17 protein-coding genes are annotated in these 18093 nt (G+C 43.9%); 3 read left to right on the top strand and 14 right to left on the bottom strand.

Annotation, left to right across the window (positions count from 1 at the left end; genetic code table 11):
- Positions 1 to 31: 31 nt before the first annotated feature.
- Positions 32 to 541: a peptidoglycan-binding protein LysM gene (gene lysM / locus CCS90_RS05175; RefSeq protein ID WP_099018419.1), complete on the top strand. Its 510-nt coding sequence runs from the start codon at positions 32 to 34 to the stop codon at positions 539 to 541.
- Between the two features lie 103 nt (positions 542 to 644).
- Here lysM and CCS90_RS05170 read toward each other — a convergent pair whose 3' ends face one another.
- From CCS90_RS05170 to coxB, 12 genes are all read right to left on the bottom strand, one after another.
- Positions 645 to 1379, bottom strand: a complete 735-nt coding sequence (locus CCS90_RS05170) for a tRNA threonylcarbamoyladenosine dehydratase (protein ID WP_099018418.1) — start codon at positions 1377 to 1379, stop codon at positions 645 to 647.
- Positions 1376 to 2140 (bottom strand): TatD family hydrolase, encoded by a 765-nt coding sequence (locus tag CCS90_RS05165; protein ID WP_099018417.1) that lies wholly within the window; start codon positions 2138 to 2140, stop codon positions 1376 to 1378. Before CCS90_RS05165 ends, CCS90_RS05170 begins: the two co-directional genes overlap by 4 nt.
- Positions 2137 to 3045, bottom strand: a complete 909-nt coding sequence (gene cyoE, locus CCS90_RS05160) for a heme o synthase (protein ID WP_099018416.1) — start codon at positions 3043 to 3045, stop codon at positions 2137 to 2139. The genes CCS90_RS05165 and cyoE overlap by 4 nt, the downstream gene beginning before the upstream one ends.
- Before the next feature lie 7 nt (positions 3046 to 3052).
- Positions 3053 to 4027, bottom strand: coding sequence for a COX15/CtaA family protein (locus CCS90_RS05155; RefSeq protein WP_099018415.1), 975 nt, complete (start codon positions 4025 to 4027; stop codon positions 3053 to 3055).
- Position 4028: 1 nt separating this feature from the next.
- Positions 4029 to 4595 (bottom strand): redox-active disulfide-containing membrane protein, encoded by a 567-nt coding sequence (locus CCS90_RS05150; protein ID WP_099018414.1) that lies wholly within the window; start codon positions 4593 to 4595, stop codon positions 4029 to 4031.
- Positions 4596 to 4601: 6 nt separating this feature from the next.
- On the bottom strand, positions 4602 to 5309 hold the full coding sequence (locus CCS90_RS05145) for an SURF1 family protein (RefSeq protein ID WP_133566487.1): 708 nt from the start codon (positions 5307 to 5309) through the stop codon (positions 4602 to 4604).
- A gap of 6 nt (positions 5310 to 5315) precedes the next feature.
- Entirely contained in the window at positions 5316 to 5528 is a 213-nt protein-coding gene (locus tag CCS90_RS05140) for a twin transmembrane helix small protein (protein ID WP_099018412.1), read from the bottom strand.
- Between the two features lie 103 nt (positions 5529 to 5631).
- Entirely contained in the window at positions 5632 to 6510 is an 879-nt protein-coding gene (locus CCS90_RS05135; RefSeq protein ID WP_442757002.1) for a cytochrome c oxidase subunit 3, read from the bottom strand.
- 12 nt (positions 6511 to 6522) lie between these two features.
- A complete protein-coding gene (locus CCS90_RS05130; protein ID WP_099018410.1) occupies positions 6523 to 7107 on the bottom strand; it encodes a cytochrome c oxidase assembly protein in 585 nt (194 codons plus the stop codon).
- A complete protein-coding gene (locus tag CCS90_RS15095; protein ID WP_257205607.1) occupies positions 7094 to 7225 on the bottom strand; it encodes a hypothetical protein in 132 nt (43 codons plus the stop codon). The genes CCS90_RS05130 and CCS90_RS15095 overlap by 14 nt, the downstream gene beginning before the upstream one ends.
- Positions 7226 to 7238: 13 nt before the next feature.
- Positions 7239 to 8861 carry a cytochrome c oxidase subunit I gene (ctaD, locus tag CCS90_RS05125; RefSeq protein WP_099018409.1) on the bottom strand — a complete coding sequence of 541 codons (1623 nt, stop codon included), beginning with the start codon at positions 8859 to 8861 and terminating at the stop codon, positions 7239 to 7241.
- Between the two features lie 15 nt (positions 8862 to 8876).
- Positions 8877 to 10031, bottom strand: coding sequence for a cytochrome c oxidase subunit II (gene coxB, locus CCS90_RS05120; protein ID WP_099018408.1), 1155 nt, complete (start codon positions 10029 to 10031; stop codon positions 8877 to 8879).
- 519 nt (positions 10032 to 10550) lie between these two features.
- On the opposite strand from coxB, the gene CCS90_RS05115 reads away from it, so the two are divergent.
- Positions 10551 to 11642 (top strand): right-handed parallel beta-helix repeat-containing protein, encoded by a 1092-nt coding sequence (locus CCS90_RS05115; RefSeq protein ID WP_099018407.1) that lies wholly within the window; start codon positions 10551 to 10553, stop codon positions 11640 to 11642.
- 40 nt (positions 11643 to 11682) lie between these two features.
- On the opposite strand, the gene CCS90_RS05110 is transcribed toward CCS90_RS05115, so the two are convergent.
- A complete protein-coding gene (locus tag CCS90_RS05110) occupies positions 11683 to 14250 on the bottom strand; it encodes a serine/threonine-protein kinase (RefSeq protein WP_099018406.1) in 2568 nt (855 codons plus the stop codon).
- A complete protein-coding gene (locus CCS90_RS05105; protein WP_099018405.1) occupies positions 14247 to 14813 on the bottom strand; it encodes an RNA polymerase sigma factor in 567 nt (188 codons plus the stop codon). Before CCS90_RS05105 ends, CCS90_RS05110 begins: the two co-directional genes overlap by 4 nt.
- A gap of 162 nt (positions 14814 to 14975) precedes the next feature.
- Between CCS90_RS05105 and putA the strand changes: the two genes are divergently transcribed.
- Positions 14976 to 18086, top strand: coding sequence for a bifunctional proline dehydrogenase/L-glutamate gamma-semialdehyde dehydrogenase PutA (gene putA, locus CCS90_RS05100; protein ID WP_099018404.1), 3111 nt, complete (start codon positions 14976 to 14978; stop codon positions 18084 to 18086).
- Positions 18087 to 18093: the final 7 nt, after the last annotated feature.

Below are 18093 nucleotides of genomic sequence, written 5' to 3'. Positions count from 1 at the left end.
AATTACAATCATTCATTATAAGAGGAATATTATGGGATTTTTTGATTTTTTAGCCGATGCGGGATCTAAAGTTTTTGGCAAGGACGAAAAAGAAGCTGAAGTCACATTACCAATCATCAAACACATTGAAAACAGTGGTGTTGATGTCAGTAGTTTGAAAACCAAATTCGCCAATGGCACAGTGACCTTATCTGGTTATGTACCCAATCAAGAACAAAAAGAAAAAGCCGTTTTAACGGCGGGCAATGTCGCAGGTGTATCGAGGGTACAGGACAACCTGATTTTAGGCCAAGCGCCTAGTGATGTGGTTGAGGCAGAGAAAGCCGAAGCCGAAGCCGCTGCTGCAGAAGAAGGCAAAGCCGGTGAAGAAGCCTGGGAATCAAGAACCTATACGGTAAAATCTGGTGACACTTTGGGTAAGATTGCCAAAGAGTTTTATGGTAACGCCAGTCAATACCCAAAAATATTTGAAGCCAATAGACCGATGTTATCTGATCCCAATAAGATTTACCCAGGTCAGGTTTTAAGAATTCCTGAATAACATCATTCAAATAGGGACGCCGCTTTATAAGGGTGTGGGATGGCCACTTGGTTTGTTATGAATCGAGTGGCTATTTTTTTGCCTTTCTGATGACTACAATCAATCACTTCAGTAGTTGAGAAATCACCACATCTGCTGCCCTGATACCCATGCTGCTGATGACCATAGGACTGGTGCCATAACCAGAATCACAGTCTAATTTACGGCTGGTTGGTTGATTATCATCACTGCCTGGTAACAGCATTTCTTGATCCAAAAACACCGCTTGAATTTTAAATTTCTTGGTTTTTTTCATGCCATGGTTGTTGCGCATTTCTTTGCGAACTTTCCTTAACAGCCGGTCTCCCCTGGTTTTGGTTAAATCAGCTGTTTGAATGCGTGAGAGGTTGGTTTTACCACCGGCCCCACCACAAGTCACCACTGGAATTTTTCTTCTGCGACACTCAACCAATAACAAAACTTTATGGTTGATTGAATCAATGGCATCAATCAAATAATCATACTCCAGCAACAATTCATCGGCATTTTTAGCCATAAAAAATGTTTCATGACAGGTCACTTGGCAATCTGGATTGATGTCTTTGATGCGATCGGCCATGACTTGAACTTTGGATTGACCAACAGTACTGTCCAAAGCATGAATTTGTCGATTGATGTTGGTCACACACAATTCATCGGCATCGATCAAGGTGATTTTACCCACACCCGCTCGGGCCAACATTTCTGCCGACCAACAACCCACACCACCCACCCCAACGATGGCCACATGGCTGTTTTGTAATCGACTTAATTGTGCCACACCATACAACCTTTCTATGCCGCCAAATCTTGCTTTCATAGCTTAAATAACTGTTGGGTATTGAAGGTGGTTTGTTTGGCTAAATCAGCAGCATCGATGTGCTTTATTTTGGCGATTTCTTCATTGACTCGCCATAAATCAATGGGCAAGTTACGTTGATTAAAACAGTCATAAAAAGGCTGGTCTGGTGCATCGGTTTCTAACAAAATATGTTCTACCGGCACAAAGGCAACCAACTGTTTCAGCTTGTGTGCATTTGGGTTACAAGCCGCTGGACCAAAACCCAAATAAATGCCTTGATCAATGATTTGTCTGGCTTGTTCAATTGAACCATTGAAACTGTGCATCACGGCGTTAAAGTAAGCATGCTTCTTTAATATTTTAAACACCTCGTCTATGGCGCCACGAACATGTAAAACCAAGGGCAGAGCAAAGTGTTTCGCCAACACCACCTGTGCTTCAAATATCAACTTTTGTCTGTCACGATCCAATTCCTTCAGCTGAAAATCCAACCCGCATTCACCCACACCCACTGCACCGGAATCATGTAAGGACTGTGCCAAAAACTCCAGATCAGTGGCACTGTGTTCATTGATGTAATAAGGGTGCAAGCCCAAAGTATACGAAACGGCTGCATGCTCTTTGGCCACTTTTAATACGGCTGGAAACCTGTTAACCGTGACTGCTGGAACAATGAAACGACCAACACCAACCTTCTGTGCTGATTTGATCAATTGATTTCTGTCTTCATCAAATCGCACATCATCCAGATGAATATGTGAATCAATCAGTCCAGTCAAATGATGGGCTCCTGAAACATACGCGGCATCACATCACCCATATGAACATAATGATCAAGCAATAAAAATGCAAATAACAACATCAAATACCAGATTGAATATTTAAAGGTTTGCCATGCCAACAAGGGTGATTGGGTTCTTCTCAATTCCAGTGTCATCCACAAAAATTTACCTCCCAACAACAAAGCACCGGTTAAATAAATCAAACCACTCATACCGGTTAAAAATGGAAAGACAGTGACAATGATCAATATCACCGTATATAAAATGATGTGTAACTGCGTGAATTTAACCCCGTGGGTAACCGGTAACATCGGAATATCCGCTTTGGCATAATCTTCTTTGCGGTAAATCGCCAATGCCCAAAAGTGAGGCGGGGTCCAAGCAAAGATGATACCAAACAGTATCAGTGCATCTGCCGTGACATGACCGGTCATGGTGGTCCAACCCAAAACCGGTGGCGTGGCTCCTGCTGCTCCGCCTATGACAATGTTCTGTGGCGTGGCCCTTTTTAAGTAAAAGGTGTATACAAAGGCATAGCCAATCAAAGACAAGAAAGTAAGCACCGCAGTCAATACATTGACAAAATAAATCAGTACGCCCATCCCTATTAAGGTGAGGACGCTGGCAAATAACAACACTTTCCCTGCACTTAACTCACCGCTAGGCAATGGCCGATGTTGGGTTCTGAGCATGATGGCATCGGCTTTCTGATCAGCCCAATGGTTGACTGCCGCTGCCGCTCCGGAAGACAATCCAATACCTAACAGTCCCCAAAAAACCAAAATCCATTCTGATTGCGGAAAATTACGCATCGACAAAAGCATACCAACCAAGGCAGTGAACAAAATCAACAACACCACTTTGGGCTTGGTTAATTCTAAATATTGTTTGAATTGACTCATAATTTATCTACTGTGACGGGCGGGTTTTGTACAACAACACCACCATATTGACCAACAACAAAGCAGCGACACCATTATGCATGGAGGCCACCACCAATGGCAAAGAATAAGTCACATTGATGATTCCCAAAACAATTTGTATCAGCAATAAGGCCAACAAGCTTATACCCAATGGCATCAATTCACGGTTTCTGGTCAACTTATAAATCAACCAAGAAAAATACAGCGTGACAACCACAAAGCCCATGCGATGCATCATTTGTATTGCCATTCTGGCGGGGCCGTCTTTCACTCCAAATTCATAATTAGGTCCATACTGTTTAAATAAATCCATGGCTTGTACAAAATCCATTTCAGGCCACCAAACACCATTACATTGCGGAAAACCAACACAGGCCAATGCAGCGTAGTTGGCACTGGTCCAGCCACCAAGGGCAATCTGCATCAACAACAATACCAACCCAACCACCACCATCCATCGTTTCACATGCCCAGCATAACGATAAGGCGTGATACTCGGTGTGCGTGAACAAGCCAACCACACCAATAAGGACAGGGTGGTCAAACCACCCAAAAGGTGACTCATCACAATGCTTGGATGTAATTTAAGGGTCACAGTCCACATCCCAAGTGCCGCTTGAAACAAAATCACAAAACAGGTGATCAGTGGCAAGGTGTATGACTCCAAATGCCGTTTCCTGAAAGACCAAATAAACAAAGCCAATACCGTCAATGACAAAATACCAGCCAAATAACGATGAACCATTTCTTTCCATGCCTTGTGGACTTCCACAGCACGTTCGGTGAATGATTCGTTGGCTTTTTCGATTTCATGAACCTCATTGGGCCAAGCCAAGTGACCATAACAACCTGGCCAATCCGGACAACCCAGACCAGCATCAGACAAACGCACAAAAGCGCCCAAGACAACCACACAAAGGGTTAACCCAACTGCAAACCATGCCAAATGTCTATATTTCATCTTAATCGCCTTTTCTTTTTACTAACAATGATAAATCCCTGATAATTTCAGTGGAAGTGTTTTCTGGTGCAAATGACATCATCAAATACCCTTCTGGAGCCACCACATACAAACCGTGACCTGCTTTTAAGGAGTCTTCAGACAAGCGATCAAACACTGATTTTAATTGGCTGTTTTTGGCTATATTGACTTTTTTGATGTTTGGAAACAAATCGGGGCTTTCCGCAAGATAACCATCAGACAACAACATCAAGTTCAATTTATTGGACCTGTGCCCTAAACTCAATTTATACCGATTAAGTTCATCTTCCATCACTTGACATTGGTTGGCACACGGCTCAGGCACGCGCCTGATCAAAGTCCAATGTCCAATCAATGAATCCACCCATGGTTGATCTGAATAGTCTGCCAATTTAACCAATGGCGAAACAAAATGTCCGTTGTTCTTTTTCGCATCGGGTTGGTATTTAATTAAGCCAGAACTGAGTAAATAAGCCACCACTACTGGCGCGGTGAATAACAACACAGTCAATACGATGGTTAACCTGTTTTTAGTCTTTGCTTGCATATAATTTCAACTTGAATAAATTTTTCTCAAAAAAACCACATAAATGAGGCACAACACCAGCGACATGGTGAACCACTGAACTGCATAGGCCTGATGTTTATCAGCCGTCATTCTGGGCAGTTGCCATTTTCGGTGGTAACCCTGTTCCATGGCTGGATCTAATTTCAAAACCACGGGTAAAATAGCACACTCACGGCCAACGTCTACTGAGCACAAGCGTTGCTTTAACAAGCCATGCACCTGTGCTTGTGGTAGGTAAGTCACATGTTGAATCGACTGATTTTCCAGGACTTGTTCACCCAATTGAACACCTGGTCGCGGCCAATCAGCCACCAAGCCTCTGAGCGCAACCTGAGCGCCCGTTGCATTAAAATCTTGTTGATCATCAGCGACCCATCCACGATTGATCAACAACCAAATACCTCGGGTGGTTTTGAAGGCCGAGTAGACAAAATGACCCACTTGACCATCCATGATTTGATTGTCCAACAAAAAATGGGTGTTGGCGTAATGACCTGTAACAGCAACTGAATCAAAAGCAGACAACTGTTCCCAGTCATCTGTATTGACTGGCTGCTTGAAAATCGCCTCAGCCATCTTGACATTGATTGCACTTTTTTCCTCAGCCCGCCCCAATTGCCAGAAGCCAGCCCAGAGCATGATCAACAAGATACAAAGCCACAATAAACTGAAAAACCAAGGGAATTTTTTCACAGTTGTTTAGGGTTGTAAAAAACTGGGTGACTGGGTTTCGATCCAACCCATCTTGGCTGCCAAAATGATGAACAAAAACAGCAAAACACTTAAAACAACTCGAACCGTAAGAAACTTCACTGTGTTTTTGCTTTGCCCTTGTCCTTTAACCAAATAAAACATGGCAGAGCCCAAACTAAACAGAATAAACAACAACAGTACTATGATGACGTATTTCATATGCAGGTGGGTATGTGTGTAATGCGCGCTATTTTAATTGATTTGATGTAAAAAACCCATCAAAGTGATGGGTTTTAAATGCAATGAATTGTGTGGTATCTGCTTACAGTATATAAACAAATATAAACAAGCCCAACCACACCACATCAACGAAATGCCAATACCAAGCCACGGCTTCAAAGCCAAAATGACTTTCAGGTCGGAAATGGCCTTTGATGACTCGGATGGTTATGATCGCTATCATGATGGTACCCAAGGTTACATGCATACCATGAAAACCAGTCAACATGAAAAAGGTTGAGCCATAGATTCCAGATGACAATTTCAAATTGAGTTGTTGATAGGCTTCGATATACTCTTCAGCTTGATAGTATAAGAAAATCGCACCCAAAATCACCGTAGCAATCAACCATATAATGGTTTGTGCTCGGTTGTTGGCTCTCAATGCATGATGTGCAATGGTGATGGTGATCGATGAGGTTAACAACAGCAGGGTGTTGACCAAAGGCAAATGGTAAGGATCGATGATGTCATAATGACCATTCAAATCGCCAGGGCCATTGGTCGGCCATACACCTTCATAACCTGGGTACAACACTTCATTGGTCGCCAAACCAGTGCCTTCACCGCCCAACCATGGCACCGAGAACGTTCTGGCATAAAACAAGGCTCCAAAGAATCCAGCAAAAAACATCACTTCAGAAAAGATGAACCACACCATACCCATACGGAATGAAGTGTCTACTTGGGTGTTGTATAAATTATTTTCGCTTTCTTTGATGACGTCACCAAACCAGCCAAACATCATAAATAAAATGATGGCAAAACCCAAATACATCACCCATGGTGTGCCAGGGTTTTCGCTGTTCAGCATATTAATGGCACCCAAAACAGTGGTTGTTAATCCAATCGAACCAACGATAGGCCATTTAGCCAAATGCGGTACATAATATTGATCTTTACTTAATTCTGACATTCTCATTGCCCCTAAAAACTAAATTTTTTCATGTTTAGCATTGCCCTCAGCTTGTTGCGCTGTGGTCATGCGATTTTTGTTAAAAAATGTGTATGACAAAGTCAACACTTCAATGTCCTTTGGTAAATCTGAACTGACGATAAAGGTCACTGGCATTTGTTTTTCTTCACCTGAAGTCAACAACTGCTCAGTAAAACAAAAACATTCCGTTTTACTGAAATAAATAGATGCTTCATTCGGTGCTACACTGGGCACTGCTTGTCCAGTGACGTCTTCCTCAGAAATGTTTTTGGCAATGTATTCAGTTGAATACAATTTACCCGGAATCACTTCCATCGAAAACTGCTTGGGCCGAAAGGACCAGGGTAAATTACTGTTAACCGTGCCATCAAATTGAACCGTCACAGTATGACCTACATCCTGTTCTTTGACATCACTTGCAGCCATCACGCCAGTTTTTCCATTCAAGCCAGTGATGTCACATATGATGTCATACAAGGGCACCAATGCGAAACCAAAACCCACCATCAAAACCGCGACCACCAAACTGATGTTCAGGACTTTTTTGTTGTCCTTGGTTCTGTTGGAATTATCCTTTTGCATGAGTGATCACAATATAAACCGACCAAGCAAAAAATCCCAAAGCAACAGCCCCCAGAATCAATGCTGTTTTTCTGGCGGCCTTGCGTTGGTCTGTCGTTTTTTTATCGTCTTGATTCATGATTCAATAGCAATCAATGGTCTTTACCATGGGCCATTTTATCCAAATCAACCGGTCCAAACTCTTCAAATGTGTGGTGCGGAGCTGGTGAAGGCACTGTCCACTCCAAACCTTTGGCGCCATCCCAAACTTGGGCTGTGGCTTTTTCGCCACCACGCACGGTTTTCCAAACCACGTAGATGAAGAACACTTGTGCCAAACCAAAGGCAAATCCACCAATAGATGACCACATATTGAACTCAGCAAATTGAGTCGAGTAATCTGGAATTCGTCTAGGCATACCAGCCAGACCTAAAAAGTGTTGTGGGAAGAACAATACATTCACTGAGATGGTTGACCACCAAAAGTGAATTTTACCCAAACGTTCGTTGTACATATGACCTGACCATTTAGGAATCCAATAATACACCCCAGCGATGATGCCGAATACCGCACCGGTAACCAGAACATAATGGAAATGCGCCACAATGAAATAAGTGTCATGGTACTGTAAATCCACAGGAGCCAAAGCCATCATCACCCCTGAAAAACCACCAATGGTGAACAGGATCACAAAGGCCAAGGAGAACAACATCGGTGTTTCAAAGGTCATAGACCCTCGCCACATGGTTGCCACCCAATTGAAAATTTTCACCCCTGTCGGCACCGCAATCATCATGGTTGCGTACATAAAGTACAACTCACCACCCAATGGCATACCCACTGAGAACATGTGATGGGCCCAAACAATGAAAGACAAGAAAGCAATGGCAGCCGTCGCATAAACCATAGACACGTAACCAAACAATGGTTTGCGTGCAAAGGTTGGTATGATTTCTGAAACCACACCAAAGGCAGGAAGAATCATGATATAGACTTCAGGGTGTCCAAAGAACCAGAAAATATGTTGGAACAACACCGGATCACCACCACCGGCGGCATTAAAGAAACTGGTGTCGAAGTAACGATCGGTCAATAACATGGTTACCGCGCCGGCCAATACTGGCATCACTGCAATCAATAAGAATGCCGTAATCAACCATGTCCAAACGAACAATGGCATGTTCAAATAACCCACATTAGGGGCTCGCATGTTCATGATGGTCGCAATCACGTTAATCGCACCCATGATGGATGAAATACCCATCAAATGCACAGCAAATACCAAGTAAGCCACATTGTGCCCACCTTGCAATACCAAGGGTGGGTACATGGTCCAACCACCGGCTGGTGCACCGCCTTCCATAAATAAAGTAGATGCCAATAATGTAAAGGCAAAAGGCAGAATCCAGAATGACCAATTATTCATTCTCGGTAAGGCCATGTCTGGCGCACCAATCATCAATGGGATCATCCAGTTGGCCAAACCAACAAAGGCTGGCATCACTGCACCAAAAACCATGATCAATGCATGCATCGTGGTCATTTGGTTAAAGAAATCAGGTTCTACAAACTGCAAGCCAGGTTGAAACAATTCCAATCGAATGATCATGGCCATGGCGCCACCCAAAATAAACATGGCAAAGGCAAAAATCAAATACAAAGTACCAATGTCTTTGTGATTGGTTGTCATCAACCATCTTTTTACAAAACCTTTTGGCTTGTGATCGTGGTCGTGACCGTGGGATGCTTCATCATGTGTGATATCGTGACTCATAATAAATCCTCTTAATTATTGTTTCATGCTTTTGACTTGAGCAGGCTGAACGACATCGCCGGCTGTGTTGCCAAAAGAATTACGGGTATAAGTAATGGCAGCTGCAATGTCAGTTTCTGACAACAGCTTACCGAAGGCTTGCATGGCGGTTCCAGGTTTTCCATTCAACACCAAATCAATTTGTGCTTCGGCCGGGCCATTAACGAATTCGCTGCCAGCCAAGGCAGGAAATGCAGGAGGCATACCGGCGCCAGTCGGCAAATGACAAGTGGCACACTGGGTGTTATAAACTTCTTCACCTTTGGCCATAAGTTGCTCTTTGCTCCATTCGGTTTGTACCATCTCAGCTTCTTCTTGCTGGACGCCTTTTTGTTCAGCGACCCAATTGGCATAATCAGCTTTGCTCAGTACTTCTACCACAATTGGCATGAATCCATGGTCTTTACCACATAACTCAGCACATTGACCGCGGTAAGTTCCAGGGGTTTTGACATTGGTCCAACCTTCATTGATATAACCAGGAATCGCATCACGTTTCCAACCAAAGTCAGGCACCCACCATGCATGAATCACGTCATCAGCAGTCAATAAAAAACGGATGTTGGTATTCGCTGGAATAACCAATGGGTTATCAACGTCCAACAGGTAATTTTCAACTGTGTTTGGGTCAATACCAGATCCTTTTTGTCTTGCCACATTGCTTTCCTTGGCTAAAGTACTCAAGATACTGATACCTTCTTCCATGTAATCATATTTCCACTTCCATTGGTAACCCGTGACTTTGATGGTCATGTCCATAGACATTCTTTTACCATCGTCATCCATTGGGTTTTCCATTTGAATCAGGGCTTTGGTCGCTGGAATCGCAATGACCACCAAGATCAATATAGGAATGATGGTCCAAATCACTTCTGCTGTGGTGCTGTGTGTAAAGGTATCAGGCTTGAAACCCTTGGATTTTCGGTGCGCGAAAATGGAATATATCATCGCCCCAAAAACCACAATACCAATCACAATACATATCCACAAAGTGAATGTATGCATGCCATAAGCCGTTTCACTGAATTCAGTGACCCCTTTTCTTAAATTCAATCCATATTCAGCTAAAGACATGGATGAAGCCAACAACCCTGTAATCAGCATCATGAATTTCATTTGCGCTTTTTTCATAAATTAATACCCTAATGAATTTTTGAAAACCACGGCCTACAAACGTGTGGTGATGATTGCTTGTTTCAAAAAATGCCACACGCATTTTTTCAATTCAAGAACTGTCAAATTAATGACATGGATCAATCATAAACCCAAGTTTTAACTGATCCTTTGTTGAATCAATTAATGCGAACAAATATCGCACAGGCCAAACGCGGCAATTCTACCATGTGACATGTCAAATATCTGCAACTTGTGTTATTTTTTTGTTAGCAATTAACACAATTATGGTGATTCTTGTGCGCTTCGTGGCGGCCAACAGATTTTTACATCCACTTCAACCCCTGTCTGCTTCAACAAGATTCATCGCTGCCGTGGTTTCTCTTGGCAGTTCTGCCAAATTTTTGATAGGCAAGATTTTTGTTTTAACAAATAAATAAACAAATGTTGTGTTGTTTGGCCCTCATTAATCATCTCTCTACCAAAGCGTCTGAATAAATTGCACGCATTGATACCAACTTAATGAGGATTAAAACCATGAAAAAACATACATTTTTAATTAGTTTATTGTTGTTTGTAACACCCCATATCCAAGCCGCTGAGTTTTGTGCCACCACCAGTGGCCAATTACAATCGGCATTGAGCAGTGCGCAAAGTAACAACCAACACGATGTGATCAAAGTGGCCGAAGGCAGTTACCCAACCACAGGCAGTGAATTCAGTTACACCGAAAGTGCTGGCTGGGATTTGGAAATATCTGGAGGGTGGACTGATTTTTTTGGCAACCCATGCGGCCAACAGCTTTCAGGCAATCCATTTAACACGGTTTTAGATGGCAACAACAGCGCCCGGATCATGCACATCAGGTCCTCTGGCAATTCAGACATCACCATCAGTAACCTGTCGTTCATCAATGGGGGCACCGCTAATTTATCAACCGCTGGCGGTTTGCGTTTTTATCCCACCAACACCGCCAGTCATACTGGGCAAGTCATTATTGAAAGGAATGCATTTATCAACAACCACGCACAAACGGCCAGTGCCTTGAGCTTTTTCAGTTCTGGAATAAACAGCCACATCAGAAACAATGTATTCACTTTAAACACCGCTCACAATGGCAGTTACAGCATCACCATCGACCAAGACTTGAATTCAGGCATCTACTTCACCAACAACACCTTGGTACAAAACAGTGGCGATTCTACCAACGACATTGGTGGCTTTGTTTTATTCACCAGATCCAGTTCTTCGGCATACATTGGAAACAATGTGCTGTATGACAATGGCAACCGAGATTTACACCTCAGCGGCACTGGAGATGTTTGGCTGCACTACAATGATGTGGGCATCCGAACTGGTGTGGCCCCATTCAGCAACCTAGGTAATTTTTCTGCCGATCCTGAATTCAATACCGGCATTTTAGAATTCACCCCTTCTTATGGATCGCCACTGGTCAATGCCGGCTATGATCCACCCAGTTTTGTGCCGATCCCCACCCCTTTTGAATTGGCTTGGTTTGAAGGCACGCTCGATTTGTTAGGCAACACCCGAAAACAACAAGGTAAAGTAGACTTAGGTGCCATCGAAACCTCTGCTGAACCACCCATTTTTATGGATGGTTTTGATTGAATTTGACCAAAAACACATCCCATTAAACTGTATTGATTGCTCACTGATTTTGTAAATCCGTGAGCAAGCCTTTTAATTTAACTTCAGCTTGCAGTACCTGCTCATGAGTCTCTCCCAAAACACGCCTTTGCACTTCGATCAATTGTTGTTGCATCCCTGCGGCTTGCTCAATCTCACCCGCCTGAATCAAACCATCCACTTGGTGCCCCTTGACCAATAGGTAATATGGGTTGTCTTGACCAAAACCAGATTCCAACCCCTGCAACACCGTTTTGAAGTAAGCCAAGGCCTGTTGGTGTTGTTGAATGCCGGTAAAGCTGACAGCCATGTTGTCTTGGGTTAACAATGTCACCAGATGGGCATCACCCAAGGTGGTTTGCATCTGTGGCAATGATTGTTGACTCAAAGACAGTGATTCGTTGAACCGGCCGGTATTGTTCAACAATTCGCCCAAATTGTATTGCAACATAAAAGTTTCCATGCGATCTGGCCCCAGCACATTCGTTGAAACTTTCAATACATCACGCATCAGCTGTTCACCTTCCTCCAAGCGGTTCAATGAAACATAAGTGTTGGCCAAATTCATTTGGCTAGACAAGGTCATTCGATCACTGCTGCCTTTCAATGATTCAATCAGCGAAACGGATTGTTCCTGAATCTTTACAGCTGCTGTTAACTTCCCTTGGCTCTGTAAATTGGCCCCCAGGTTAATCAACATTTGCAAATAACCCATGTTGTTGACGCCATAATACTGCTCTGACAATTCCAACTGTTCAACCATGATGGGTTCGGCCTCTGCGTATTTACCTTGTGAACTCAATGCCACCGCCAATTGGTTGTTGGCGGCCAATAGATTGGTCGCTTTGAAATTTTTAACTTGGCGTATTGTTTCAATGGCTTTTTGTGCTGCATCCACGGCTGCTGCAAAGTCAGACCTATTAAAATGGTTCTGTGATTGTGCCATCAATGCCAGGTAGAGGTGATTGGTCGGCTTGGCTGCTTGTTCGGCTTCGGCAATCAATCGACTCAACACTGCCTCAGCTTCGGCATATTCAGCCAGACTGGTTTTGACTATGGCACAAAGGACTTCAGCAGATTGTAGGGTTTTTTTCAACTGAGGTTTGGATTGACTTTGTGTTATCACTGACTGGCACAAGTCACCGCTGGCTTGATAATTGCCCATAGACTCTTCGGTTCTGGACAACAGCAATTTGACCTGCAGCGTATCAGGGTGGTCATCACCATACAAAGTTTGATGTAAGCTTAAACTTTTCAGTAATTGATCTTGGCTCTGCTCCATCATTTGTAAATTTTGAAATGATTGTCCCAAGGTGGTGGTTAGATTGGCCAGAATTTTGGGTTGGTCTTTAAAATCATTCTTGGCATTGGTAGCCGCCAATGCCAACATGTCTGCCACCCGCACTTCCCGACCGGTGCCTAAGTTGAACGATGAGCCCAGAATTTCATGTAAAAAGTCATTCACTGTTTGCGCTTTTTGCTGCTCCAAAACTGCTTTTTGTCGTTCGACGTTGGCAAAATACAAACCGGTACTGGCCAACAACATTCCCACCAACAAAGACCCCATGATACCCAGCAGCAAACGTCTTTTTTTTAATCTGGCAGGTTCATTGATGATGTCTTCCACCCTCTTATTCACTTCAAACGCAGTCGGTCGATCCGCTGCTTGTGGTGCTATTAACTGTTGAATCAGCTGACTCATTGAAGCTGGCAGGTCAGGCCTTAATGTTAGTAATTTAAGGTATTTTTGCTGTTGGTGTGCGGCCACAATATCAAGGATATTTTCTCCTTTAACCGGGTATTGCCCACTGGCCAAGTAAAACAATAAACATCCCAGGGCATACATATCAGTGGCTGGGCTTTTCGGCTGTTGTTGAAACAATTCTGGCGCCATCAACATGGGCGAGCCAATTGAATGGTTGCTGGCATGTTCAGTACCTGACTCCAAACCTGCACCAAAATCCATCAACACCAACTGATCATTTTGATCCTTCATCACATTGGCCGCTTTGACATCACCATGGACCAAACCAGCCTGATGAACCGCCCCCAATGCATGTGACATGGATGATGCCACTTGTAACAAGTCACCCAAAGTCATACTGACTTGTCCAGCCAAGGTGTTACCGACAATCAAATCTGACCAGAATCCTGCCCTGGCCTGATTCACTCCGGCACCATGTATCGCCAAAACATGGCGGTTTCGCACCCGAGCAATGCGCTGGGCTTCCTCTATGAATAACTTACTGTGGAAGGTGGCCAACTGATCTGGCTTCAACAATTTCAAAGCCACATCACGGTTCAAAATAGGATCGAATGCACGGTAAACTTCGCCATATGCACCCTCACCCAATTTTTCGACCACATGCAAATGACCCCATTCAAATAACTTGGCTTCTGTCCGCTGTTTGACGGTAGTAGGTTCGGCCTTTTGGGTGGCAAAAACCCGTTGAATGGCTTCAATACTTTTCAACTGCTCTACAATGGATGCTTCTGCCTGACTATTGATGTCTTGGGTATCCCAATCTACAACCTCCCCCATCGCCAGTCGGTGTAATAAATCATGCCATTTATCAGTCGGCTCGGTCACTTCATGTTCTCTGCCAACTTATACAATGATCGAGCCACTATCATGCGTGCTGCATTGGCGGAGGCACATTCAATGGCGGTGGCAATTTCGGGGTAAGAATAGCCCAGCTCCACCCTTAAAATCACCGCTTCTCGGGCTTGATCAGGTATTTTCATCAGTGCATTTTCATATTTTTCAACCACCTCATTACCAATGGCTTGATCCAGGGCTGAAGCGCCAGTGACGTTTTCATCACCCTCATGATGGGACTGCAATAAATCCCTTTGATTACTGAATCGGCGGATTTCCATGCGAATGTTGTTCAACAGAATTTTTCTCAAATAGGCCAAGAATGCCCCTTCTCTGAGCGAGCTGAATGAATCCAATTTATTCATGGCTTTGATTAAGGTGTTTTGCACCATGTCATCTGTTTCAGCCAAATCTCGAGCATAGGCCGGTAGGCGACCATGAGCCCATCTTTTAAGCATCGGCAGGTATGTTGAACACAATTGATCACGGGCCATTTTGTCGCCGTCTTTGACTTTGGCCAATAAAGTTGCTGTTGATTCTAACTTCGCCCGCATACTGTCTAGGAATGTTGATCACTTAACATTATAACCCAAACCCAATGATCCGCTCACTATTCCAAGCACACAATTAATGCTTATCTACATGTTCAATGCTTTCTTATAGGTCTTTATTTCATTATAATCCACGCTGTTTATCTACAGACATCGGATACCATCATGACAATCAGCGCCTTACCGTTTTCCTCACATTATTTAATTGACGAAGAAACTTGGGTCAACCAACTGCTGGATTACGCCAACCCAGGGGCCACCAAACGCCAAGAAATCAAACAATTAGCCACTGAATTAGTGAACAACGTCCGTGCAAAAATTGACGACATGGATGGGGTTGATGCTTTCATGAAAGAATACGATCTGTCATCAAAAGAAGGTATCTTGTTGATGTGCTTGGCTGAAGCCTTGTTGCGTATACCTGATAAATCCACTGCTGATAAATTGATTAAAGACAAAATCCTCGAAGCCGATTGGAAATCTCACTTAGGCAAAAGTGACTCATTGTTTGTTAACGCCTCTACTTGGGGATTGATGCTCACCGGAAAAATCATTGATGTGGATGAAAGCCAAGGCGGAATGAAACGAGCCTTAGATAAATTCATCAACAAAACCGGCGAACCTGTCATCAGAAAAGGCATTCATCGTGCCATGCAAGTGATGGGCAAGCAATTTGTGATGGGCCGCAACATCAAAGAAGCCATCAAACGCTCAGGTAAAAAAGGATTTAAAGACTACCGTTATTCCTATGACATGCTGGGTGAAGCCGCATTAACCCAAGAAGACGCCGATCGGTATTTTGCGGCTTACATGTCATCCATTGCCAGCATTGCTGATGCCAATAAAAAAAGACACATCAACGATGCCTCCAGTATCTCGATAAAATTATCGGCACTGCATCCACGTTATGAGGTGGCCAACGTCAATCGAGTGGTCAGTGAGCTGGCACCCAAAGTGTTGGAAATTGCCAACCACGCCAAAAAGTTAAATGTAGCTGTCACCATTGATGCCGAGGAAGCCGATCGCTTGGAAATTTCATTGTTAATTTTTCAAGCCGTTTATGCACAATTGAACGACTACCAAGGCTTCGGCATAGTGGTCCAAGCCTATCAAAAACGCGCACTCAAAGTTTTGGAGTGGCTGGCTGATTTATATGACCAAAACCAACGTTTGATTCCCATTCGATTAGTCAAAGGGGCATACTGGGACACGGAAATCAAAAGGGCTCAAGAACAAGGTTTAGAAAATTATCCCGTGTTTACCCGCAAAGTAAATACCGATGTATCCTATTTAGCCTGTGCACAATTCTTGTTAACCAACAGGAAGCGTTTCTACCCACAATTTGCCACCCACAACGCCAATACAGTGGCAGCCGTCAAAATTTTGGCGGGCGAGACTGGCGGTTATGAATTTCAACGTTTGCATGGCATGGGTCAAGCTTTACACGCCCAAACGATCAGTGAACAAGGTCTTAACCGACCTTGTCGAATCTATGCGCCAGTGGGTTCGCATGAAGACTTGTTGCCATACCTGGTCAGAAGACTGCTGGAAAATGGTGCCAACACTTCTTTTGTCAATCGATTAACTGATTTGACTTTAGACATCGATGACATCACTCAAGACCCCATTGAAAAAGTGCGTAAACACAAAAGCCATAAACATCCCATGTTGCCACTGCCTCTGGATATTTATGGTGAGCAAAGAATCAATTCAAAAGGCTTTAACTTGGGCGACATGCAAACGGTGGATGAGTTACTTAATCAAGTCAAAGCTGAAAACACTTTAAAACACCACGCCACCAGTTTGATTCCGGGTACCGAAGCCATGGGTGACTTGATTGAAGTCCATTCACCTGCCAACCTTGATCATGCCGTGGGTAGTTACCACCGAGCACAGGCGGCCGATGTTGAACTGGCCTTGTCAAATGCGCAAGCAGCTTTCCCAAATTGGCGCGATACTCATGTTGGTGCCAAAGCTGAAAGCCTGTTAAAACTGGCTGATTTGATGGAACAAAACAGCCACACTTTGATTTACTTACTACAAAATGAAGCCGGCAAAACCTTGGGTGATTGTGTGGCTGAGTTACGAGAAGCCGTGGATTTTTGTCGCTATTACGCCGATCAAGCCCAAGCATTGTGTGGTCACGGTGAAAAAATGCCTGGGCCCACTGGCGAAAGTAACTTTTTATACCATCAAGGCAAAGGGGTATTTGTCTGTATCAGCCCATGGAATTTCCCATTGGCCATTTACGCAGGACAAATTGTCGCTGCATTGGTAACCGGTAATTGCGTGATTGCCAAACCCGCAGAACAAACCAGTTTAATTGCACATTTCACCGCACAATTAATTCACCAAGCTGGCATACCTAAAGCCGTGTTTCAGTTGGTATTGGGCTCGGGCAGTCAAATAGGTACCCAACTGTGCCAAAACAATGCCATTGCGGGCGTGGTATTTACCGGCTCAACCCAGACAGCTCAGATCATTAACTTAAATTTAGCCAACCGCAAAAACGCATCGATTGCCACTTTGATTGCAGAAACCGGTGGGCAAAATTGTATGATTGCAGACTCATCTTGTTTGCCTGAACAATTGGTCAAAGACGTGATCAACTCAGCCTTTTTCAGTGCCGGCCAACGCTGTTCTGCTTTGCGTGTGTTGTTTATCCAAGATGATGTGGCCGACAAAGTCATCCACATGCTCAAGGGCGCCATGGATGAATTAATCACCGGCAATCCCCAATTATTTTCAACCGATTTGGGACCAGTGATTGATGAAAAAGCTTTGGCTATTTTAAACAACCATAAAGCACATATGGAACAAACAGCCAAACCCATCAAATCACTTGCTAAGCCAGAGCTCAAAGGCCATTATTTTGCCCCTCAAGCGGTTGAAATCAATGGCATCGAGGTCTTGCAACAAGAAATATTTGGTCCGTTTTTACATGTGATCAGATTCAAAGCCAATGAGCTCGATAAAGTCATTGATGCCATCAATGCCACCGGTTATGGCTTAACCACGGGCATTCACTCTAGGATTGACGACACCATTGAACATGTGGTCTCAAAAATTCAAGCAGGCAATTGTTACATCAATCGCAACATGACGGGGGCCGTGGTGGGCGTCCAGCCCTTTGGCGGCATGGGCTTATCAGGCACTGGCCCCAAAGCAGGCGGACCTGGTTATTTGAGACAATTTCTGACCGAAAAAACCATCACCAATAACATCTCTGCCGTTGGCGGCAATGCCGATTTATTGGAATTGTCGGATGATGACTGAGTTTATC

Origin of the sequence: Marinicella litoralis, assembly GCF_002591915.1 — a bacterium.
GTDB lineage: Bacteria > Pseudomonadota > Gammaproteobacteria > Xanthomonadales > Marinicellaceae > Marinicella > Marinicella litoralis.
This window is presented reverse-complemented; position numbering and strand designations above follow the sequence as displayed.